Source organism: Paenibacillus favisporus, assembly GCF_040545415.1.
Classification (GTDB): domain Bacteria; phylum Bacillota; class Bacilli; order Paenibacillales; family Paenibacillaceae; genus Paenibacillus_AQ; species Paenibacillus_AQ favisporus.
The window spans coordinates 1,059,743-1,080,001 of record NZ_JBEPLV010000001.1 but is presented as its reverse complement, the minus strand read 5'-3'; the positions used below and the strand labels follow the sequence as shown (position 1 = coordinate 1,080,001).

Genomic DNA, 20,259 nt, shown 5'->3' with positions numbered 1-20,259 from the left:
GGTGCTTTTTTGTGTTTACAAAACGCCGCCCCCCTCCTCCCTCCCGTTGAGGTATAATCATGGATTCCATTTGACGCTCCCGGATGCCGGTGGTACGATTTGTACGAATTCACCTACCATGGAGAGGAGCAGTTTGATGATATCCATAGATCTTACGGGGAAAACCGCTTTGATCACCGGCGCCTCCGGCCAGCTTGGACGGGTCATGGCCCGTACACTGGCCCGTGCCGGGGCCGATGTGGCCGTCCACTACCGCGGCAACGAACAGAAAGCGCTGGAGCTGAAGCAGGAAATTGAGGCGCTGGGCCGGCGCTGCATCGCCGTTCAAGCCGACATCACCGATGCCGAATCGGTTACGGCGATGAAAGACCGCCTGCTGGGAGAGTGGCAGGCGATTGACATCGTTGTCGCAAACGCTGTCATTCAGTATGAATGGACCAGCGTGCTGGACCAGCCGGCCGAGGATTACCGGAGCCAGTTCGAATCCTGCGTGCTGCAGAATGTCCTTTTGGCCAAAGCCTTCATCCCGGCCATGATCGAGCGCAAGCAGGGGCGGATGATCGGGATCAACACCGAGTGCTCCATGCAGAACTTCCCCGGCCAATCCGCTTACGTTGCCGGCAAGCGCGGTATGGACGGCGTCTACCGCGTGCTTGCAAAGGAGGTCGGCGAGCATAACATTACGGTCAATCAGGTCGCACCCGGGTGGACCATCAGCGACCGCGACCGGGAGAATAACACCGAGGTCAGCGAAGGGTATTCGAGCAGCGTTCCCCTCAAGCGCCGAGGCACCGACCAGGAAATTGCCAATGCGGTCCTGTTCCTGGCGTCCGACTTGTCGAGCTTTATTACCGGGGCTTACATTCCGGTGAACGGCGGCAACGTCATGCCGGCCATTTAGATGCTACATACCAAACTTTATCGAAGCGTGGACAGTAAAAGGACAGCCGGATGCTGTCCTTTTGTTTTTTTGCGTTATACCATTCCTATATGAAATGACGCTGCTACAGCCTGCCGTATGCCCGCAGTGTGATCAGCCGGTTGACCGTGATCAGCCCCCGCCATTCCGCCCCATTGCCCGGACTGATAGATGGGAAAGACACCTTCCACCCGCCATCGGCCTCCTGCTGTTCTTCCAAATTGTCCAGGTGACGCTCGATATCCGCCGGGGAGATCAGTTCCGCGGCGTAGCTGGCCGGAACAGGCGCCCAATCGAGCACTTTGTGGACATAGCCTTCCGCGCGAGGGTCAAGCTCAATGACGTCCGGTTGCCGGAGCCAGCGATTCAGCTCCTCCTGCATCGCTGAAGCCCTTCCACGATCGGGAGCATATTGCAAAAAGGTAATGCATTGGTGCAGGTCATGATAATCCGTCTGATCTGCCTGGGGAATCCGGTTCCAGATACATTCCACGCTTCGTGTGAACCATTCCTCTTGCTTGAAATCGTTCACGGCCGTCTGCTTGTAAAGCAGACCGAGAATATTTCCGGTCGGATTCAGCGATGGCTGCTGGTCGTCTTCCGTTATCCACCAAGGAGCATGCGGGGCGTCATTGACGGACAGCAGCGCCCGGGGCAAACCGCCTGTGACCGGGACGGTAATCGATTTGAGATATGACGCGATCCCCGCGATGATATCCGGATCAAACCGGTTCGCCTCGTCCATGATCCAGAGTGCCTGCTCCACCGCTACAGGCTGGCTTGCGGATGTACGCATGTCAGGCTCCAGGGCATTGCCGAACCCGCCGTCAGGGTTCTGGTAGGCTTTGAGCGCAGCAATAACCCCATCTGCGGAACCTCCTTCGAACCCCATTTCATAACGACGCCGGTCCAGCAGCCGCGCGTTGGCAAGCACGAATGCTCTGGCTTTTGCCAGACGGGCTGACCTTCCTTCCTTTGCTCCCATCAACAGTTCCTCCTTAAATTCTGATTAACGGATGCCGAACGCTTTATGCATGTACGCTGCTGCTTCCGGTGTACATGCATCCTCCATTTTCATCTTCAGCTCAGTCTGCGCCTGCTCCCTCGTTCCCCGGAATCGCTCGATACCATACTGACGCATCCAATCTTCTGTCGTCTGATAGGAGGTGCTGCTCCAGCCGTTTTTCTCTCCGAGCAGGTTCCGCTTCTCCTTGACACCGGAAATGACGATGGCGAGCTGCCCTTGCAGCTCCGCCAGTGCCTGGTCAAACTCCTTTTTCTGGTCCGGTGATTTCATGCCCGCGCGGGCCCGCAGCTCCCTCGTCTCGATCCCTTCGTCGTCCCGGATCAGCTGGTACAGCTCCCATGCCGGCTTGGATAGCAAGCCGTCCCGGTAACGCTTCTCGGGATCCTCTTCACTACCAAGCAGCCGCAGCACCTGCGGAAACCAATCCGCCGCGATCAGCACCGCCTTCTTTTTGATGAATTTGCCGTAAGCCGCCGTCCCGTCGCCGGGAAACCGGGCGCGCCACAGCCAGGGATCCCGTTCGGTTCCCGTATGCCAATTCTCCTTGGGAGTGACCCCGTCCAGGGATGGATGTCCCGGAATCAAGCCGGCCAGCGGCAGGATGCCGACACGGGCGATTAAATCGCAAGCGTCCTCGTACCGTTCGATGTGCAGCGGTTTTTGTTCATTTTCCTTAAGCACCTGATCATCTCCTCCAACGTCTTATGTATGGTCTGACTCATAGACTGTCAGCAGACCCGCAGCCTTGGCGCAAACCTCCCGGCGAAGAGCCTCGGGCTCAAGCACCTCCGCCTCCGTACCAAGCGCGTAAAAAAGCTGTACGGCCCAATGCCACTCCGACACCGGCAGATGAAAATCCGCCAGCCACTCTTCGTTTCCGACCGCGCTGATTTTCTCCCCGACATGCTCGTCCCGCTCGACCTGAAGCATTCCGCGGTAGGTCAGCTTCGCCCGGATATGGACCGTCCGCGGCTCCGACTTTCCTTGATGACGATCGCCATCGCCTTCACCCAATTCAGGCGGGTCTTCCGGACGAAGCTCCGTCATCCGGTCGATCCGGAAGATCCGCTGCTCCCCGTGGGTTTGCGAGTAGGCATCACAGTACCAAAACCCGTTGGCGGCGTAAATCCTAAGCGGATGGATCAGCAGCCTGCGTCGGTTGTTCATCGAATGGTAGAACACCGATACCCATTGATTGCTGGAGGCATAATCCAGCAGCTCGTTCAAGTGCGGAACGGTATACTTACGCTTGGGCACCTCCACTTCCAGGCGATCCAGCATCGGATGGACCGTCTCCGCGGTTTCCCGGGGCAGGACGGCCTTGATTTTGTCCATCACGGTCCACCGCTCCGAATTGAATGGCGTGTCCGCGTAACGGGTCAACCCTTCCAGCGCGAACAGCAGGCAGAGGGCTTCGCGGGAATTGAGCTGCAGCGGCGGCAGCTGATAGCCCTCCATCAGATAATATCCGCCTTGGGGGCCGCTCACCGCGGCAAGCGGAATGCCCATTTCGGAGAGGGCTTGCATATCCCGCAAAATGGTCCTCCGCGACACTTCAAGCTTGGCGGCTAGCCCTGCGGCCGTCTGGTTTCCCTGCTGAAGCGCGATGAGTATCGCCATCAGGCGGTCCATACGGTTCATGTTTTTCACCTCTTTACGCTGTAGAATCATTGTATCAGCCTATTGGTGACAACTTGGATGTCACTAATGTTTGGCCGAATTTTCTTTTTTAACATAATGCAAAAGTTGTCGAATGACGCGGTATAGGACGCTGGCGGGACTTTCCCTTCGGCCCCGGCTCAGTTATAATGCATTGGGAAGAGCCATACAATAGCATAAAAGCGAGTCAAACGACTGGACAGGATATGAAAAGCCGCTGTGACCGACGCAGGGGCTTCATCAGAACACGGACGCAAGGAGGAGAAAACCCGTCATGTCCAACTTTTTCAACAAAATCAAGCAGGGCGTTTCGGATGCCGGCAAGAAAGCGCAGAACACGGTTGAATCCACAACCCTGAAGTTTCAAGCGGCGGCGAAGGAAAAGGAAATCGAAAAAAATTATACGGAAATCGGCCGTATCGTCCATCAGTCCTTGGAGAAACCGGACGGCACGATCCCGAGCGCGGAGATCCAGAAATACCGGGAGGCCATTTTTGCCTTGGAAGAAGAAGTGGAAGAGCTGCAGCGGAAAATCCAGCACCTGCAAAACCTGAAGGAATGCGGATGCGGCAAGATGCTTCCCGCGGACGCAACCTACTGTCCGTTCTGCGGACAGCAGTTCCATACGGTGGTCGTTCAGCCGGCAGCCGCCTCAAACTCGATTCCCAAAAGCGCCTACTGCACCAAATGCGGAGAACCGGCCTCATTTTCGGATCATTTCTGCCGCAGCTGCGGTCATAAGCTTCAGCACGAGTAATTTATCAGGTAAATCAGAGAACGCCGTATCCCTCACTGCAGCAGGGACACGGCGTTTTGTCGTTTATTCAAGAGCGGATCAGGAAGCCCGGCCGCGATGCTTAATTTCTTTTGAGCGCATACAGAAAGCTCGTCTCTTCCCACTTCTCGCCTGGGGTCAAGCCGAACAGTCCCATTTCCTCTGCGGGAATATTTTTGATATTCGGAGCGTTGACGAGGTTGATCTGAGGCTCAGGGCAGAAAAATTTGCCGCCGGCGAACTGGTTCCAAACCATCCAGTGCTTATAGCCGGTACCTACGTCGTAAATCAGCACGTCCCCGGTGCGTGTATCCGTGAGCTCCATCCGATTGCGTCCGTCCTGCGGTTCAGCCGTATAATGGAAGTCCATTTCGGTGAAGTAAGGGAACACGCCTTCTCCTTTGAGCTGCTCCTCCTCCGGAGAGAGCGGCTGGAAAGCGCCTGTCGGCAGCATCCGGTCATCCAGCTCACGCCGCTGGCCGATCGTAATTTTAACCCGGTAATCCTTCGCTTCGCTTCCCGGCACGAACGGGGCATTGACCGCCGTATGGAACGCCAGCAGTACAGGCATTTTTTCCTTGCCGTCATTGGTGATGGTGACCTGCTGCCGCAGCCCTTCCCGGTTCAGGGAGTATCGCAGCGTAATCGTAAAATCGAAAGGCAGATACTTTTTATACAGATGCCCTTCTCCTACGCGCTGGGACACTACGACTGCGCTTTCATAAGCGTCGCTGGTTATGTAATCCACGGTCCATGGGATCGTATGCATGTATCCGTGCAGCTGGTTGCCCGTGGCTTCTTCATTGATTGGGAACTGGTAGACTTTGCCCTCCCATTCGAATTTGCCGCCATCGTAACGGTTGGGCGGAAACAGTACCGGAATGCCGTAAACACCCGGATTTGCCTTGAAGTCTTCCATTTCACCGGCCTCCGGTTCCCGCAAAAACTTGAAGTTTTGCTCGGTATCACGGAATAAAATCAGATTGGCGCCGATCTCAGGCAGCACCGCCGCTTCGTATTTCCCATGCTTCAGCCAGATCGCCTTTTCCCCATTAAAATCGCCTTCAAATGCCGCAAATTGTGTCAACTTGTTCTCCTCCTGTTCATGATTAAAAGGAATGTTCTTCTAATATACCATTTGTGGCATTATACGAGAAGCACATCGATCCGGCTTGCCCCATGAATCAGCCGTTTCAGCATTCTTCGGCGTGCATATCTAGTCATGATTCCTTCTTCTGAGCGTCCTAGAATCATCTGGGTTGCATGAATTTGTTCGGCCTGTCCCAGCACTTTGGCCGGCAGTCCTTTCCACCCGTCTGTTTCAAGAATGCCGAAATGCCCCTGCAAGCTTTCGGTCAGCCCCTGCCATCGCCCCAGGTCGCAATCCCGGCCTTCCATGCGGACGCAAGTCACGTGAAGCGCGGCCTTGAGGCGGTATGCGATCCGGAATCCGCGCCGGATGAGACGCTCGGCAGAGGTCCCGGGGAGGATGCACACAAAGATCACCTCTTCCTTTCTCCAAGGTCCGCGAAGGGACATATTCCGCTGCCAGGACTCCAGCCGCTCGTCCACATCGTCGGCCAGTTCCCGGAGGGCCAGCTCCCTTAGCGCGATCAGATTCCCCGTTCGGAAAAAGGAACCCAGCGCCTGATCGACCTTGTCCGCCGCATAAATTTTCCCTTCCCTCATCCGCTCCTGCAGCGATTGCGGCGTAACGTCAATCAGCTCCACCTCATCGGCCATTGACAGCAGCGTGTCCGGAACCGTCTCGGAGACCCGGATGCCCGCGATGTGCTCGACGGCATCGTTGAGGCTCTCCAAATGCTGAACATTCAAGGTTGTTATGACCGAAATCCCGTTCTCCAGCAGAAGCAAAATATCTTCATACCGTTTGCGGAAACGGCTGCCTGGCATGTTGGTATGAGGCAGCTCATCGACGAGCACGAGCTCCGGACTTCTTGCCAGCAGCTCCTCTGTATCCATTTCGTACAGCGTAGCGCCTTTATAGGAAATCTCCTTCGGTGGGATAACAGGCAAACTGCCGACCTGCGCCGCCGTCTCCGCGCGCCCATGCGTCTCGAGCCACCCGATAACCACATCCGTTCCCTTGGTCAATATGTCATTCCCCTCGCGAAGCATGGTGTACGTTTTGCCAACGCCGGGGGCCGCGCCGATATAAATTTTGAATCGGCCGCGCTCGATCCGCTTCACTTTCTCGTTCATTTCCTCACGGCTGAGACGGTGATACCCCTTCCCCTGCTTGTTTTGCGTTCGTCGGGCCGGCAGAATCCGCGGTTCCCCTTGCGCCGTGCGGTCGGCTACCCAGAACACGTCGATGCCATGCGCATGCTTCAGAATGCCGTTCGTCACCGAACCCTGCCACAGCTCCTGCCAGGGGCTTTTCCGGGAATGCCCGAGCACGATCCGGGTCACTTTTTTATCAAAAGCATACCGGATCAGCGACTTGGCAAACCGTCTTGGAGACGACAAAGGCAGCTCCTCCAGCTTGGCGTCCGTCTTGTCCGCCATTTTGTGCAAAGAACGCTTAAATGCCTCTTGCTCGCGTGACAGTAACGGCTTGGGCCGCGTAAAGACAACGACGAGCAGTTCGCCGTTCAGGCGCTTTGCGATTTGCTGTCCGCGTCGTACATAGATCGAACCGTTCCAATGGTATTGCGCCGCCACCAGGATACGCTCCGAGGCACCGGAGGGACCGCTGATGCCCTCGTGCTCGCGGAACTTCTCCAGCGACTGGTTCACATCGTCGGCCATCAAGCGCAGCGCAAGCTCCCGAAGGAGGGCCAAATCCTTGCGGGAAAAGGACGCCCCGTCCCGGAGGCTCCGCAAATGGCCTTCGTTTAACCTGGAGATGAGCGTTTCCGGAGAAACGTCGATCAGCCGAACCTCGTCGGCCATACCCAGAGTCGTTAGCGGAACGGTTTCCCTGACCTCTACCCCGGTCCATTTGCGGGCAAGTTCATGAATGCCTTCAATTTCATACACATTGACGGTCGTGATGACGCTGATGCCGTGATTCAGCAGAAACTGGATATCTTCCAGCCGGGTTCGATGCTCGGCGTGCTTGCGGTTTCGATGAGCTAATCCGTCTACAAGCACAACTTCGGGATTCCGGCTTACAATGCCCGGCAGATTCAGATCCTTGTATTCCGTTTCTCCTTCATTCCAGTGGATGCTGGGCACCCTCTCCAGGTCGGCGAGCTGCTTTTTCGTTTCCGTACGCTGCAGCGTGGACACCGCGCATATGACGACGTCAATCCCCTGGGACTTCAGGGTTTGACCCTCGCGGAGCATGTGATAGGTTTTCCCGGAACCGGTTACCGCCCCGATGATGATTTTGAGCCTCCCCCGCCGCAGTCTATGGATTTCTTCGAGAATTTCTTCAGGCGATTTGCGTCTGTAATCCCCCATGGCTCAAGCCCCTTCTGCACATTGTTGATATGTGGTGAATCTTACCTGTTCACAGCCATCTTTGTAAAATCGTTCACCGCCCTTTTTGGTTCACCCTGTATTGGTATTGCCCGATCTAGCGTCTTTTTCGGAAGAAAATGCGGCTATTTAAGCCTGATTCACCCTGTCTCTTCCGTATCCGTTTCACATGAAAGAATAGGCTAAACTGGACATATCATGTAAAATGGGAAAGATGAGATAAAACAGACGAGAGACGGGCGAATGGGAAAGAGGGGAAAACCATGCCGAACATGATCCGGCTTCTTGTGTCTACGGATTACAACGATCTCAGCCGGGATTTACAGGAAGAAATCTATTATGAGTACTATGATTATGCCTACGGCATGATCATGTATATCGTGAAAAACCATTCCGTGGTGGAAGATATTATCCAGGATGCTTTCATTAAGATCATCAAAAGCAAACCCGTGTTTGAAAATGAAGCCAAGCTGAAAGCCTGGCTCAAAGTCGTGACGCGCAACACGACCATAAATTATTTACGAAAAAATAAAAAGTACCGTAACCAAGTCGATGTCGAAGGTGTCTTTATGTATAAAGAAGAGATTGCACAGCCGACGGTGTCAATCGAAAATACGGTAGAAACGAAGTTCATGGAAGAATCGATTATTCAGTATTTAAGGGAATTGAAACCGGAATACCGGGTTCTGGTCGAGTATCGCTGGCGAAAGGGCCTGTCATACCGGGAAATCGCCGATCTGCTTGAAGTTACCGAGGATGCCGTCAAACAACGTCTGTACCGGGCACGCGAAAGTATCAAGAAAATGCTCTTTAAGGAGTGGGGGGTAAAGGATGAAAAGCGAAAAATTTGAAGATTGGTTCGATTCCGCCTTCGAGAAGGCAGCCTCTTCAACTTCCTTGACGTCCGAAGATAGCAAGAAGGCATCTTGGAACAAGGTTCAAGCCCGGCTGAACGAAGTGAACCGTTCCCGCAGACGTAATCGGCACCTGCAGCTTGGCGGTGTGGTGGCCGCATCTTTCGTGGCCGGAGCGGTCATTTTCAGCTCCACAGCCGTGACGAAGGCCATTTCTCCGCTGATCGACTCCATTGTTGACTGGGGAGACGGCGTTAAGAATGTGGCTTTTCTCCAAGACGATCAGACTGATACGGGAGGTATCGCGAAAACCCCTCCACCGCCAAATTATATGGACGGGGAGCCGGAACCGCTGCCATGGGATGGGAAAATCATTTCTTCGGAACAGGGTGTCCCCACAACGCGCTCGCTCAGTGAAGTGCAGAAAGAATTGAGCTTTACCATTCCGGATTTTAGCGGCCGAATTCCGGAGCGTTATCATTTCAAGCAATCCACCGTCATAGCAAAAGATCTCGAAACAAAGAAATATAACGAAATTACCATGCTTTATACCGGGCCAAAGGAAGACGATAATCTGTTTATTACCGTGAGCCGAGTTCTCCCGAATTCCAGCACAGGTTATTTCACGAACGGAGAACCTGTCAAGATCAAGCTCAAGAACGGTTATGAAGCCTATTATACCGAAAGCAACATGAATTCGCTGATCATGAAATATAATAAAGTGCAGCTATACATCATAAGCACGGCGAGTAAAGAGGAAATTCTCAACCTGGTTGAGCCGCTTCCCTAATGAATGATTTGTTGGCATCCCCCTATTCAGCGTGACCAGAAAGTGACCGCCCGCAGGCGGTCACTTTTATTTATTATCCTATTTGGCCAACACTTGTGGGGAATACGTGGTGGTCTGTTCGAAAGCAGATCCTTGATATACGGTATGGTAGGCTTTGGCGCGGTAATAATATCCCGTGATCACCGTACCGTTGTAATCCCCGGATATAGTGCTGTTTCCAGTGTCCAGGTACCGTCTCGTTTCCATATCGACCCATGCAGATCCGGTCCAGCGCTGCAGGGTTAGATCGAGACCAATCTTGTCAACGCTCTGTTTGGCGTAAGTGCTGGCCTTTAAAGCCACGGTTGTGCTATTGACGAGCGAGGCTGACGCATAGCAGTTGTTCAAGTATGTGAAAGACGCGAAGCTCGTGATGAAGTGTTCAGGAGGCGGAGGAGTGGTTAAGGCTCCCGGTTCTTTTACGGCGGCTGCGGAAATGTCCGCATCATCGAATCCGGCTGGTTCGGCACCCGCCCCGGTCGCGAGAAGCATACTGAGTACGGTAGTGGCGGCAATAATGGCTAGCAGTTTGTGGTTGATCCATTTCTTCGTCATGACTCTCACCTTACCTTTAGGAAATATTGAATTTCACTACTATTAACGGCAGCCTCCTTTCAGAGGTTTCATCATTTTTTCATCATTTTCTTTGCTTTTTCTCACATTTTCATTAAAAGCACTAAAAAACCCCCGTTTCGATCGAAACGGGGGTTTCCCTTCCCCTAACAAGGGGTATTTTACACTAGGTGACAAGCAACGAAGTGACCGCCGCCCGCATCGCGAAACTTCGGCACTTCTTCTTTACAGCGGGCCTCCGCAAACGGGCAGCGCGTATGGAACTTGCAGCCCGAAGGCGGATTGGAAGGGCTCGGAATGTCGCCCTTGAGCACGATTCGCTCCCGCTTCAGCTTCGGAATCGGAACCGGCACGGCCGACAGCAGCGCCTTCGTATACGGATGCAGCGGATTTTTAAACAGCTCATCCCGGGTGGCCGTTTCGACCATGGAGCCCAGGTACATGACGCCGATCCGCGTACATAAATGCTCCACGACGCTGAGGTCGTGGGAAATGAACAAGTACGCAAGCCCGCGGGTTTCCTGCAGCTTGCGAAACAGGTTGATGATCTGTGCCTGGATGGATACATCCAGCGCCGAGACGGGCTCATCGGCAATAATGAGATCCGGATTAAGCACCAGTGCCCGGGCTATTCCGATCCGCTGCCGCTGACCGCCCGAAAATTCATGCGGGAACCGGTCAATATGATAAGAGGACAATCCGCAGGATTGAAGCACTTCCAGCACCCGGTCGCGAATCTCCGCTTTGGGCACCAGGCCGTGATCCAGCAGCGCTTCGCCAATGGCGTCTCCGACGCGGATCCGCGGGTTCAGGGAACTGTACGGATCCTGGAAGATCAGCTGCATGCTCGGCCGAAGCTTGCGCAGTTCCTCGGGAGGGAGATCGTAAATATTGATACCCTTGAACTTGACCTCCCCTGACGTCTTCTCGATCAGGCGGATGGCCGTGCGGCCAACCGTGCTTTTGCCGCTGCCGGACTCGCCGACCAGCCCGAACGTTTCGCCCGGCCGGATCGTGATGCTGATATCGTCAACGGCCTTCACGTGACCGACAGTGCGGTTCAGTAGACCTTTCTGGATCGGAAAATATTTTTTCAAATGGCTGATTTCAAGCAATGCATCAGACATGAACAACCGCCTCCTCATACAGCCAGCAAGCGGCTTTTTGCTGATCCGCAACTTCCTTAAGCGCCGGCTGTTTCGTTCTGCAAATGTCCATGCAGTGCGCGCAGCGGTCATGGAAATAGCACGATTCGGTCAGATCCAGCGGATTCGGCACCTGCCCCGGGATCGAATACAGCTCATCCTGCCGCTGATTAATGATCGGCTTGGACTTGAGCAGCCCCTGCGTATACGGATGCTTCGGCGACTCGAACAGCTTCACCACTTCGCCTTCTTCCACGACTTTGCCAGCGTACATGACAACGACGTAATCCGCCATTTCGGCCACGACGCCCAGATCATGGGTGATCAGCATCATCGACATGTTCGACTTCTTTTTAAATTCGCGCAGCATATCCAGAATTTGAGCCTGGATCGTAACGTCCAGCGCCGTCGTCGGCTCATCGGCGATCAGCAGCTTCGGACCGCAGGAGATCGCAATCGCGATCATGATCCGCTGCAGCATACCGCCGCTCAATTCATGCGGATAGGAATCGGCGATTTGCTCTGCCCGCGAGATCCCCACCTGCTCGATCAGTTCGATCGCACGGGCGCGGGCCTCCTTCTTGCTCAGCTTCTGGTGCACCATAAGCGGCTCCATAATCTGCTGCCCAATTTTCAGAACCGGGTTCAGCGAAGACATCGGCTCCTGAAAGATCATGGAGATGTCATTCCCGCGGATCGTACGCAGCTCGTTTTTGCTGAGCTTCAGCAGGTCCCGGCCGTCAAACTCAATGCTTCCGCCAACCACTTTACCTCCCGGTTCCTCAATCAGACCCATGATGGACATGGCGGTAACGCTTTTACCGCAGCCCGACTCGCCGACGACGCATACCGTTTCGCCTTCCCGGACGCGCAGGCTGACGTCATTTACGGCTTTGATCACGTTTTTGTCGCTGAAGAAATGCGTGCGCAGATGGTCGATTTTAATGAGATCTTTCATAGAACGCTGTTCACCTACCTCTTCTGTTTGGGATCCAGCACATCCCGGAGTCCGTCTCCAAATATGTTAATGGCAATTACCGTGATAAAAATAGAAAATCCTGGAGGAATCCACAGCCATGGATGCTCCTGAAAATCGATCAAATTGTTCGCCGCGTCGATCATATTCCCCCAAGTCGGTGTCGGCGGCATGACGCCGAGGCCGAAGAAGCTTAGCACCGACTCGCTGAGGATCGATCCGCCAATATTGAGCGTCGCAATGACGATCAGGAGCGGAACGATATTCGGCAGCAGGTGGTTGAACAGCTTGCGGCGGTCGCGCAGACCGAGCACCACGGCGGCCTGCATGAATTCGCGCTCACGCAGGCTGAGCATCTGCCCTCGCACCATCCGGGCAAGCCCCGGCCAGTTGACGAGACCGAGCATCAGCATGACGATATACATGCGATAATTCGTCGGCACTTTCCACTCCGACAGAAGCGCGCCGAAAATAAACAGCAGCGGCAGTCCCGGAATCGTCAGAAGCAAATCGGCGATCCGCATAATGATTTGGTCAACAATCCCCCGGTAGTAGCCGGCGATCGCGCCGAGCAGCGCACCGATAAACACGGACAGGAACATGGAAGCCAGACCTACCGTCAAGGAAATGCGGCCAGCCTGAAGCACCCGCGTAAGCACGTCACGCCCCAGGGCATCGGTACCGAGCCAGTGCTTCATGCTTGGCGCTTTGTTCATCACGTTCATATGAATCTTGTTATCAGCATAAGGCGAAAATACGGGCCCCAGGAAACAAGCGATAAACATGATGACCACGACGACAAGTCCAAAAATCGCCAGCTTGTTACGCAGCAGCCTCCGCATCGACTGTTTAAATAAGGAGGAAGACTTCGGCGTCGTTGTTGCAGCCGGAACGGCATCGGTCATTGGTGTACTGTTAATGGCCATAAGCGTCTCCCCTCCCTAATGCAGCCGCACGCGCGGATCGGCGATGTGATAGAGCACATCCGACAGCAGCGTGCCGATAACCGTCAGAATGGCCAGCAGCATCGTGAAGCCCATGAGCAGCGGATAGTCCCGCAGGCTGAAGGACTGCATATACAGCTGGCCGATTCCCGGCCAGTTAAAGATTTTTTCGATAATAATCGATCCGCCGAACAGGGCCGGCAGCTCAAAGCCAACCAGGGTGATGGCCGGCAAAAGCGCATTGCGCAGAGCGTGTCTGAACAGCACTTTGTCTTCCTTCAGCCCTTTCGCCCGGGCCGTGCGGATATAATCCTGCTTGATGACGTCGATCATATTGCTGCGGAAATAGCGCGTCAGCGAGCCGACGCCGAGCAGCGTCATGACGATCACAGGCAGCGTCATATGATGGATGACTTCCTTAATATAAGCCCAGCCGGTCGCGTTGCTTCCCGTCGTTAACATCCCGCCCGGCGGAAGCCATTTCAGGTCGACGGCCAGAATCTTGATCAGGAACAAGCCGATGAAGAAGGAAGGGATCGACATGGCGGCAAAAATAGCCACCATCACGATCGTGTCGAACCACGAATACTGCTTATAAGCGGAAACGACCCCGATGATCACGGCGATGACCCAGGTCAAAAACGTGGATACGACCGCCAGCAGGAAGGAGTTCCAAATATACTGGTTAAACAGCTTCAGCACCGGCTGCTGCTGTGCCAGCGAGAAACCGAAATCTCCGTGAAATACGTTGTTCATCCATATGCCGTACCGTTCCAGCAGCGGCTTGCTCAGTCCGTAAATCTCCCTTAACTCCGCTTTACGTTCCGGGCTCAGCTTAATGTTGCTGCTGATAAAATCCCCCGGAGTCAGCGCGTAGAGGCTGAAGATCAAAAAGGATGCCGCAAACAGGATGACGATCATGTAAATGATACGCTTCGTCAAATAAGTGCCCATCATTCGCCTCCTAATTACATGGTCCCCCGCCGCAGAAGCGGCTGCTTCGCGGTCGGGGGACTCCATTGTGGGTCCTTCTGATTATTGTACCGGCTTCAGCGACCAGTCAGGCAAGCTGTTGGCAAGTCCGACGAACGGGCTGACCTTCAGGTTCTCGATGCGGCCGTTGTAACCGTACACCGTCTTCTTGTAGTTCGTGAAGATGACCGGCAGCTCGTCGTTCAGCAGCTGGAACAGCTCTTTGTAGATGGCCTTGCGCTCTTCGATGTCGGAAGTCGCGAGCGCTTTGTCATAGAGCTCTTTCACCTTCGGATTGTCGTAGGCTTTGATCTCGCCGTCGATAAACTGCATGACGCCGTCCGACGGATCCTGCAGCAGCGGAGTCGAGAAGGATACGAGATCGTAATCCCCGCTCTCCACTTTGGACACGAGGGAGTTGAAGTCGGCGAACACTTCCGGCTGGAAGTCGACGCCGATCGCCTGGAAGTTCTCTTTAGCTACCGGAATAAAGATATCCGTCTGCTTGCTCTTCGAGCCCAGGTAGTGGATCGTCAGCTTCTTGCCGTCTTTCTCGCGGATGCCGCCTGCGCCCACTTTCCAGCCGGCTTCGTCCAGCAGCTGCTTGGCTTTTTCCGAATCAAATTTGTACGGGTTAATGCCGTCTTCGGTGTAAGCCCAGGAGATCGGCGGAGCCGGAATGTTAGCTACTGCACCGGCACCTTCGTTCGCGTCCACGTAGATGCTTTGACGGTCGAGGCCGTACGCGATCGCTTGGCGAACTTTTTTATCCTTCAGCGCTTCGTGTTCCAAGTTGACCTGCAGGTAACCGTAGTTGCTGGCCGTGTAAGGCAAAATGTTGGTGAAGCCGAGGGACTTCAGCTTCTCGATATTTTCGGTTGTAGCCGGGAACGAAGTGTAGTCAATTTCTCCGGTCTCCAGGTACTGCCAAGCGTCGCCTTCGGACGTTTTATAAATAAAGTGCTCTGTTTTCGGCTTGCCTTTATAGTAGTTCTCATTGGCGACAAAACGGACTTCCTGGCCTGGAATGAATTTCTCCAGCTTGTATGGGCCGTTGCCGACCGGCGTTTGATGCAGGTTTTTGATGTAGCTCAGGTCACCGAACTTATAATCCTTGCCGTAGTATGCCTTGGACAAGATGTTCGAGCCGAGCGTGACGAGCGCCGTTGCGTTCGGCTTATCCAGCGTGACGGAAATCGTCTGCGGATCGACCACCTTGATGCCGGAAATGCTCTTCGCCTTGCCATCCTTATAATCCTGCGCGCCCTGGATCGCGATCGTGCTCGGAATGATCGAATCCCCGTCATAGGACGGGTCGAACAGGATCGTCCACGTAAACGCGACATCGTCAGCCGTCATTGGCGAGCCGTCGCTGAATTTCAGATCCTTCCGCAGATGATATGTAATCGTCTTCTGATCTTCGGAAATGTCCCATTTCTCCGCAAGGTCCGGAACCGGCAATCCCTTATCGTCCACCGTCACCAGCGAACCGAACAGCAGGGAGTTGACGTTGCCGTCATAACCGCTCTGGGTAAAATAGGGTGTGAACGCGCCGCTCGGGTCGGTCAGCGCCACGATAATTGTGTCCGTACGCTGCTTGGCCACATCGGGCAGTTTGGACAAGTCGGCTGCCGTGTAAGGCTCGGTCAGTGCAGAGGTTCCTCCGGCATCGGACGAAGCTGCTGTATCTTTTGTACCCTGCTCCGTTTGAGCCGTTCCGCTGGATGAACCCCCGTCATCACTATTGTTCGAGCATGCCGTAACCAGCATTGATCCGACGATCAACAGCGAAGTTAGCAAGTACACTCCTTTTTTCATCATCATAACCTCCCGTTTTTACTCACCATTCCGATGAATTAAGTATGATTTATATTTGTAGATGATATCGTTATTATAGAAACCATTTCGAGTTCTGTAAATAGAGAACTAAAAGTTTTTTTCTGAAAGTTTGTCATATGCGTTTTCTGTAAGGGAAACAGCCCGTTTCAACGTTGAGGAGATGTCCCCAGTTTGTTCCCGTTTCGGCATGACTTCGGCCGTAAAAATATGCTAGGATAAGGTAAATCATAGATTCATTGACGACTGGCCAAAGGAGACTTCATTACAGTGACCATTAAACACGAAATATTCATTGAAAAAGAGCTGGATCTGGTATGGAGGGCTTGGACGGAAGAAGACCGCGTCAAGGCGTGGCTGGCTCCTGCAGCACGGATTGAACCATGGGAAGGCGGCAAATACGAGCTGTACCCTGACCCGAATGATCAGACACCGACCGGATGCAAACTGCTCAAATATGAGAAACCGCGGGTGCTGCAGTTTGAGTGGAAAGGACCTGAAATTTTTGCGGAGACGATGAATCTGAACGGGGATTTAACCATGGTGCAGGTCAATTTCAAACAGCTGGAGGACCTTACCCGCCTCAGCGTGATGCATATCGGATGGAAAAATACGCCGCAAGGCATGGCTGCAAGGCAGTGGCATGTCCGTACGTGGCTTCAGCTTCTGGACGAGCTCAAAGCGGCGATAGAGTCCAAAGATCATATACTTAGCCGGCCGTAAATGGTTAACGTACAAATAGCCTGGTTCCGTAAATCTACGGCCAGGCTATTTTTTATAATTATATCTGCTCGCATCTGTCTATACGATCTGCTGCCGAATGCCCCCTTCGTGTAATAGGGTCCGGTCCCTCATGCTCTGCTGTTCCAATCGGTATCGAAGCTTCATCCTTCTTCTATGTACCCGAGCAGCCGTTCCTGCATCTGATGGATGGCCCGTTTTCTCAGGCTGTATTCGGTCAGGTTCTCCCCTTCAAAATGGGCGTAGATAAACCCGGCGGTGCGCAGCTTCGAGATGTGGTCATGGGTAATGCCTTTGGACAGCTGGACATGACTGACGATTTCCGTAAACGTCCGCGGTCCTCCATGCAGAAAGCGCAAAATTTTAAGCCGGCTTTTCTCGCCGAGACTGCGGATCATCCGCAGGTCATGGGTCGGAATATAATCATCGTCTCCCAAATAAATGCGGGAATTATAATGGCAGTAAATTGTCCGTCCATAATGAGTCACCATGTTGACCGGCTGAAAATGGTATTGCGGAATGAGCACCAGCTCGTCCGCGCTGTCCACCGGTTTGAACAGCATGCCGTTGGTCGTCTCGTCGACAAAATCCGCCCCGTCCGCGTCCGTCAGCTGCTGCAGCCGCTCCTCTTTCTCCCGTTCCAGCGCCTGCAGAATGGCCGGATCCACGTTCCGGAAATACTGCTCGTACCACTGCTCAAACATCGACCGCGTCCGGGCCAGGAAAACCTCCAGATCCTCGTCCGGAAACTCATTGCCATTCGCCGTAAACAGCTGGACCAGGTCCTGAATCGTCAGTTTCTCCAGCCAGTCCAGGAATCCCTCGACGCCCCTGCCCTCCGGAACGAGGAGGCCCAGCAGGTAAGCAAAGCTCCACCAGTCGCCATTCACAAGCATCTCGTCCAGCATGGCGGCAAATTCCGGCTTGAGCTGTTTCTTGGTGGCCGTTGCCCACGAAGGGGACAGATCGATCTTTTTGTAGGACGCCCGGCAAATATAGGTATGAAGGCTGTTCATAAATTCATGTACGGGCTCGAATTTTATGTCAATGCGGTAATCCAATCCTCGGTTCCCCCTCTCAAATTAGTAATCATTATAACGTGAATACTCCGTGATGTTCCACTCCTTTAACGAATCACCGTGCGATAGTCCAAACGGCATTCGATCGAAATGCTGTCTTTTCAGCACAAAATGGAACTTAATATAAGGATTTCTTATCGATTTGCTAAGAAAAATTGAAGACCAACCTGTGAATATAAAGAGCACAGCGCCGCAGCACTGTGCCCTTTAGAAAGCACCCGCCAATCCGCGGACTGCTCCCGTAAACTTCTCCCTATATGTTACAACTCTACGCGCCCGCTTCCTCGACCATGACCTCTGGCTTCAGGAGCTTAATCCTTGAAATGCGCTTATTATCCGTTTCTTCCACTATGAAAATGTGGCCGTCCAGTTCTGCCGACAGTCCTCGCTGCGGAGGAATCGCCTCGATGCGTGAGTACAGCCAGCCGCCGATCGTATCGTAATCGGATGTATCCAGCTCCAGACCAAAGCGTTCGTTAATTTCTTCAATCAGCATCAATCCGTCAATCGAATATTCGTCGTCGCGGATTTTCTCGATTCCCGGACGCTCCTCGTCGAATTCGTCCTGAATTTCACCGACGATCTCTTCCATAATGTCTTCCAGGGTAACCAGCCCGGATGTGCCTCCATATTCGTCAATCAGGATGGCGATCTGGGTTTTGCCCCGCTGCATCAGTTTCAGCAATGCACTGATCTGAATGGATTCGGGCACAGTCAGGATCGGACGTATCAAAGTATTGTATTCAAGCGTTGTGGAATGTAATAAGTCTTTAATGTGCAGGAAGCCGATGATATGGTCCTTATCCCCGTCACAGACAGGGTACCGGGTCCGCATTCCTTCATAAGCGATCTCGAGATTCTCCTCCCGGGACAGCTGAGTATTCAGACAGATCATCTCCGTTCGGGGAATCATGATTTCCCGTCCGGTCGTTTCCGCAAATTCGAATATGTTATCAACCAGTGCCATTTCCGTATTGTCAATGAGTCCGTTTTTATTGCTTTCTTTCATCAGAATGCGGATTTCTTCCTCCGTATGCGCCGAGTCCGACTCGGAAGCCGGGGCGACACGGAACACCCGCAGCAGGCTGCCTGCCAATCCGTTCAATACCCAAATGAACGGGTACATCAATTTGTTGAAATAGATCATGATGGCCGACGACATGAGCACGACCGATTCCGCCTTGCGGATGGCCATCGTCTTCGGCGCCAGTTCTCCAAGCACAATATGGAGAATCGTAATGAGCAGGAATGCAATGACGACCGCAATGCCGTGTACAGCTGCTTCCCCAAACCCTAGCGAATGAAGCAAAGGTCTGAGAAGCGTCGCGACCGCCGGTTCGCCGAGCCATCCAAGCCCCAGCGAAGCAAGCGTAATGCCCAGCTGGCATGCGGACAAATACGCATCCAAATTGTTGACGATCTTGCGGGCATACACCGCGCCTCGTCGTCCTTCTTCTACCAAGGTCTCTACCCGGCTGCTCCGGACCTTGACCATGGCAAATTCAACCGATACAAAAAAACCGTTCAATAATACGAGTATAAAAACCCATATCAAACTCGGTAAGGGGTCTCCCAATCTGCTTCCTATTCACCGTCATCCTTGACCGGCAAATAGGTACACCTCCTTCGTAAGTTAAAATGGCGAACCACCGTTATCCACTGCTGCGAATAGGCCGTCAACTTCCCAATGGATTCATCTCCCTTCAAATAAACGAAATCTTTAGCTTAATTTATACACTATACTTAATTATATAATTATACACTACACAGTCAAACGGCAAGGTATGACTGCATCATTCAGGGACGGCCTGATATTTCAAGCAATCGAGCGGTTGCCAGGCTAAAAGAGCCGTCCCTTGTCAATTCAGACACCAGGGACGGCTTTTTCGTCATTTGCTATGGGATTTATGGGCGAAATGCGGTTTAACGGGTTGTCGGCGGGTTGCCGATAACACCCGGATATTGATAGGTCAGCGGCTCGTCAAATGTGATGTAGTCCAGGTTGATCGTCAGCAAAATAATCCGTTTGCCTGTCGAACGTTCGCTGATGATGATGTGGTCACGGCCTGCCGCCTCGATGACGCCGGTGAATATTTTTGCATTCCACTGCGAGTTGTTTTCGTATGTCATGTAAAAGGTGCCCGTTTTGCCCAGATTCAGGCGAAGTATGTTCTCTACGTACGACTGCTCAAACTGTTGGGAAGGCGGTGCCTGGACGACAGCACCGGTCTGTGTCATCGGGCTGCCGCTGGTCACCGGCGGAGGAACGGTTCCCGTAGTTCCGGGCTGTCCCATCATCCCCTGCTGACCCATCATCCCTTGCTGCCCCATTGGACCCATCATTACGTGCTGGCCCATCGGACCCATGCCGGAGACCCCGGGATAACCTCCTCCAGAATACGTAACAGGTCGGAACGGTTGCGGTATCATTGTGTTTTGCTTCCTCCTTTATATATAACAGATTGGAAAACCATGTCCCATGT

Annotated in this window: 19 protein-coding genes; 5 read left to right on the top strand and 14 right to left on the bottom strand. The window is 53.5% G+C overall.

Translation table 11 applies throughout. From position 1 onward, the window contains the following. Positions 1–136 precede the first annotated feature (136 nt). Positions 137–901, top strand: a complete 765-nt coding sequence (locus tag ABID47_RS05100) for an SDR family NAD(P)-dependent oxidoreductase (protein WP_435530587.1) — start codon at positions 137–139, stop codon at positions 899–901. 103 nt (positions 902–1,004) lie between these two features. Here the strand turns inward: ABID47_RS05100 and ABID47_RS05095 are convergent, their stop codons facing one another. Genes ABID47_RS05095 through ABID47_RS05085 form a run of 3 tightly spaced genes read right to left on the bottom strand, consistent with a single transcriptional unit; the run spans position 1,005 to position 3,587 of the window. Next, the gene (locus tag ABID47_RS05095) at positions 1,005–1,904 is read right to left on the bottom strand and encodes a hypothetical protein (RefSeq protein WP_354495141.1); all 900 of its coding nucleotides are present in this window, start codon (positions 1,902–1,904) and stop codon (positions 1,005–1,007) included. Positions 1,905–1,928: 24 nt separating this feature from the next. After that, on the bottom strand, positions 1,929–2,627 hold the full coding sequence (locus ABID47_RS05090; protein ID WP_354495140.1) for an AlkZ-related protein: 699 nt from the start codon (positions 2,625–2,627) through the stop codon (positions 1,929–1,931). Between the two features lie 21 nt (positions 2,628–2,648). Beyond that, on the bottom strand, positions 2,649–3,587 hold the full coding sequence (locus ABID47_RS05085; protein WP_354495139.1) for a helix-turn-helix transcriptional regulator: 939 nt from the start codon (positions 3,585–3,587) through the stop codon (positions 2,649–2,651). Positions 3,588–3,879: 292 nt separating this feature from the next. Here ABID47_RS05085 and ABID47_RS05080 point away from each other — a divergent pair, with 292 nt between their 5' ends. Next, positions 3,880–4,362 (top strand): double zinc ribbon domain-containing protein, encoded by a 483-nt coding sequence (locus ABID47_RS05080; RefSeq protein ID WP_354495138.1) that lies wholly within the window; start codon positions 3,880–3,882, stop codon positions 4,360–4,362. A gap of 100 nt (positions 4,363–4,462) precedes the next feature. On the opposite strand, the gene ABID47_RS05075 is transcribed toward ABID47_RS05080, so the two are convergent. Both ABID47_RS05075 and ABID47_RS05070 read right to left on the bottom strand, forming a co-directional pair. Next, positions 4,463–5,467: an aldose 1-epimerase gene (locus ABID47_RS05075; RefSeq protein WP_116230000.1), complete on the bottom strand. Its 1,005-nt coding sequence runs from the start codon at positions 5,465–5,467 to the stop codon at positions 4,463–4,465. 59 nt (positions 5,468–5,526) lie between these two features. After that, a complete protein-coding gene (locus tag ABID47_RS05070; protein ID WP_354495137.1) occupies positions 5,527–7,809 on the bottom strand; it encodes a histidine kinase in 2,283 nt (760 codons plus the stop codon). Positions 7,810–8,090: 281 nt separating this feature from the next. Between ABID47_RS05070 and ABID47_RS05065 the strand changes: the two genes are divergently transcribed. Then, the gene (locus ABID47_RS05065) at positions 8,091–8,678 is read left to right on the top strand and encodes an RNA polymerase sigma factor (RefSeq protein ID WP_076171639.1); all 588 of its coding nucleotides are present in this window, start codon (positions 8,091–8,093) and stop codon (positions 8,676–8,678) included. Next, positions 8,659–9,471 carry a DUF4367 domain-containing protein gene (locus ABID47_RS05060; RefSeq protein WP_354495136.1) on the top strand — a complete coding sequence of 271 codons (813 nt, stop codon included), beginning with the start codon at positions 8,659–8,661 and terminating at the stop codon, positions 9,469–9,471. Before ABID47_RS05065 ends, ABID47_RS05060 begins: the two co-directional genes overlap by 20 nt. A gap of 78 nt (positions 9,472–9,549) precedes the next feature. On the opposite strand, the gene ABID47_RS05055 is transcribed toward ABID47_RS05060, so the two are convergent. From ABID47_RS05055 to ABID47_RS05030, 6 genes are all read right to left on the bottom strand, one after another. Continuing rightward, the gene (locus ABID47_RS05055; protein WP_354495135.1) at positions 9,550–10,065 is read right to left on the bottom strand and encodes a hypothetical protein; all 516 of its coding nucleotides are present in this window, start codon (positions 10,063–10,065) and stop codon (positions 9,550–9,552) included. A 179-nt stretch (positions 10,066–10,244) separates the two neighbouring features. Next, positions 10,245–11,210, bottom strand: a complete 966-nt coding sequence (locus tag ABID47_RS05050) for an ABC transporter ATP-binding protein (protein ID WP_354495134.1) — start codon at positions 11,208–11,210, stop codon at positions 10,245–10,247. After that, a complete protein-coding gene (locus ABID47_RS05045) occupies positions 11,203–12,186 on the bottom strand; it encodes an ABC transporter ATP-binding protein (protein ID WP_076171628.1) in 984 nt (327 codons plus the stop codon). The genes ABID47_RS05050 and ABID47_RS05045 overlap by 8 nt, the downstream gene beginning before the upstream one ends. A gap of 14 nt (positions 12,187–12,200) precedes the next feature. Next, on the bottom strand, positions 12,201–13,109 hold the full coding sequence (gene opp4C / locus ABID47_RS05040; protein WP_397341697.1) for an oligopeptide ABC transporter permease: 909 nt from the start codon (positions 13,107–13,109) through the stop codon (positions 12,201–12,203). 36 nt (positions 13,110–13,145) lie between these two features. Next, positions 13,146–14,102, bottom strand: a complete 957-nt coding sequence (locus ABID47_RS05035) for an ABC transporter permease (RefSeq protein ID WP_076171622.1) — start codon at positions 14,100–14,102, stop codon at positions 13,146–13,148. An 81-nt stretch (positions 14,103–14,183) separates the two neighbouring features. Then, on the bottom strand, positions 14,184–15,938 hold the full coding sequence (locus ABID47_RS05030) for an ABC transporter substrate-binding protein (protein WP_354495133.1): 1,755 nt from the start codon (positions 15,936–15,938) through the stop codon (positions 14,184–14,186). Between the two features lie 288 nt (positions 15,939–16,226). On the opposite strand from ABID47_RS05030, the gene ABID47_RS05025 reads away from it, so the two are divergent. Next, positions 16,227–16,679: an SRPBCC family protein gene (locus ABID47_RS05025; protein WP_354495132.1), complete on the top strand. Its 453-nt coding sequence runs from the start codon at positions 16,227–16,229 to the stop codon at positions 16,677–16,679. A 161-nt stretch (positions 16,680–16,840) separates the two neighbouring features. Here ABID47_RS05025 and ABID47_RS05020 read toward each other — a convergent pair whose 3' ends face one another. The 3 genes from ABID47_RS05020 to gerQ form a co-directional block, all read right to left on the bottom strand. Next, positions 16,841–17,758 (bottom strand): ArsR/SmtB family transcription factor, encoded by a 918-nt coding sequence (locus ABID47_RS05020; RefSeq protein WP_354495131.1) that lies wholly within the window; start codon positions 17,756–17,758, stop codon positions 16,841–16,843. Between the two features lie 286 nt (positions 17,759–18,044). Continuing rightward, positions 18,045–19,352 (bottom strand): hemolysin family protein, encoded by a 1,308-nt coding sequence (locus ABID47_RS05015; protein ID WP_076171613.1) that lies wholly within the window; start codon positions 19,350–19,352, stop codon positions 18,045–18,047. 347 nt (positions 19,353–19,699) lie between these two features. Beyond that, entirely contained in the window at positions 19,700–20,206 is a 507-nt protein-coding gene (gene gerQ, locus ABID47_RS05010) for a spore coat protein GerQ (protein ID WP_354495130.1), read from the bottom strand. Between the last annotated feature and the right edge of the window lie 53 nt (positions 20,207–20,259).

What these genes read in the sequence shown, in the direction of transcription:
- ABID47_RS05085 (WP_354495139.1), bottom strand. Translation starts at nt 3,587, where the DNA reads ATGAACCGTATGGACCGCCTGATGGCGATACTCATCGCGCTTCAGCAG.
- ABID47_RS05070 (WP_354495137.1), bottom strand. Translation starts at nt 7,809, where the DNA reads ATGGGGGATTACAGACGCAAATCGCCTGAAGAAATTCTCGAAGAAATC.
- ABID47_RS05035 (WP_076171622.1), bottom strand. Translation starts at nt 14,102, where the DNA reads ATGGGCACTTATTTGACGAAGCGTATCATTTACATGATCGTCATCCTG.
- ABID47_RS05100 (WP_435530587.1), top strand. Translation starts at nt 137, where the DNA reads ATGATATCCATAGATCTTACGGGGAAAACCGCTTTGATCACCGGCGCC.
- ABID47_RS05080 (WP_354495138.1), top strand. Translation starts at nt 3,880, where the DNA reads ATGTCCAACTTTTTCAACAAAATCAAGCAGGGCGTTTCGGATGCCGGC.
- ABID47_RS05030 (WP_354495133.1), bottom strand. Translation starts at nt 15,938, where the DNA reads ATGAAAAAAGGAGTGTACTTGCTAACTTCGCTGTTGATCGTCGGATCA.
- opp4C (WP_397341697.1), bottom strand. Translation starts at nt 13,109, where the DNA reads ATGACCGATGCCGTTCCGGCTGCAACAACGACGCCGAAGTCTTCCTCC.
- ABID47_RS05050 (WP_354495134.1), bottom strand. Translation starts at nt 11,210, where the DNA reads ATGTCTGATGCATTGCTTGAAATCAGCCATTTGAAAAAATATTTTCCG.
- ABID47_RS05095 (WP_354495141.1), bottom strand. Translation starts at nt 1,904, where the DNA reads ATGGGAGCAAAGGAAGGAAGGTCAGCCCGTCTGGCAAAAGCCAGAGCA.
- ABID47_RS05060 (WP_354495136.1), top strand. Translation starts at nt 8,659, where the DNA reads ATGAAAAGCGAAAAATTTGAAGATTGGTTCGATTCCGCCTTCGAGAAG.
- ABID47_RS05055 (WP_354495135.1), bottom strand. Translation starts at nt 10,065, where the DNA reads ATGACGAAGAAATGGATCAACCACAAACTGCTAGCCATTATTGCCGCC.
- ABID47_RS05045 (WP_076171628.1), bottom strand. Translation starts at nt 12,186, where the DNA reads ATGAAAGATCTCATTAAAATCGACCATCTGCGCACGCATTTCTTCAGC.
- ABID47_RS05065 (WP_076171639.1), top strand. Translation starts at nt 8,091, where the DNA reads ATGCCGAACATGATCCGGCTTCTTGTGTCTACGGATTACAACGATCTC.
- gerQ (WP_354495130.1), bottom strand. Translation starts at nt 20,206, where the DNA reads ATGATACCGCAACCGTTCCGACCTGTTACGTATTCTGGAGGAGGTTAT.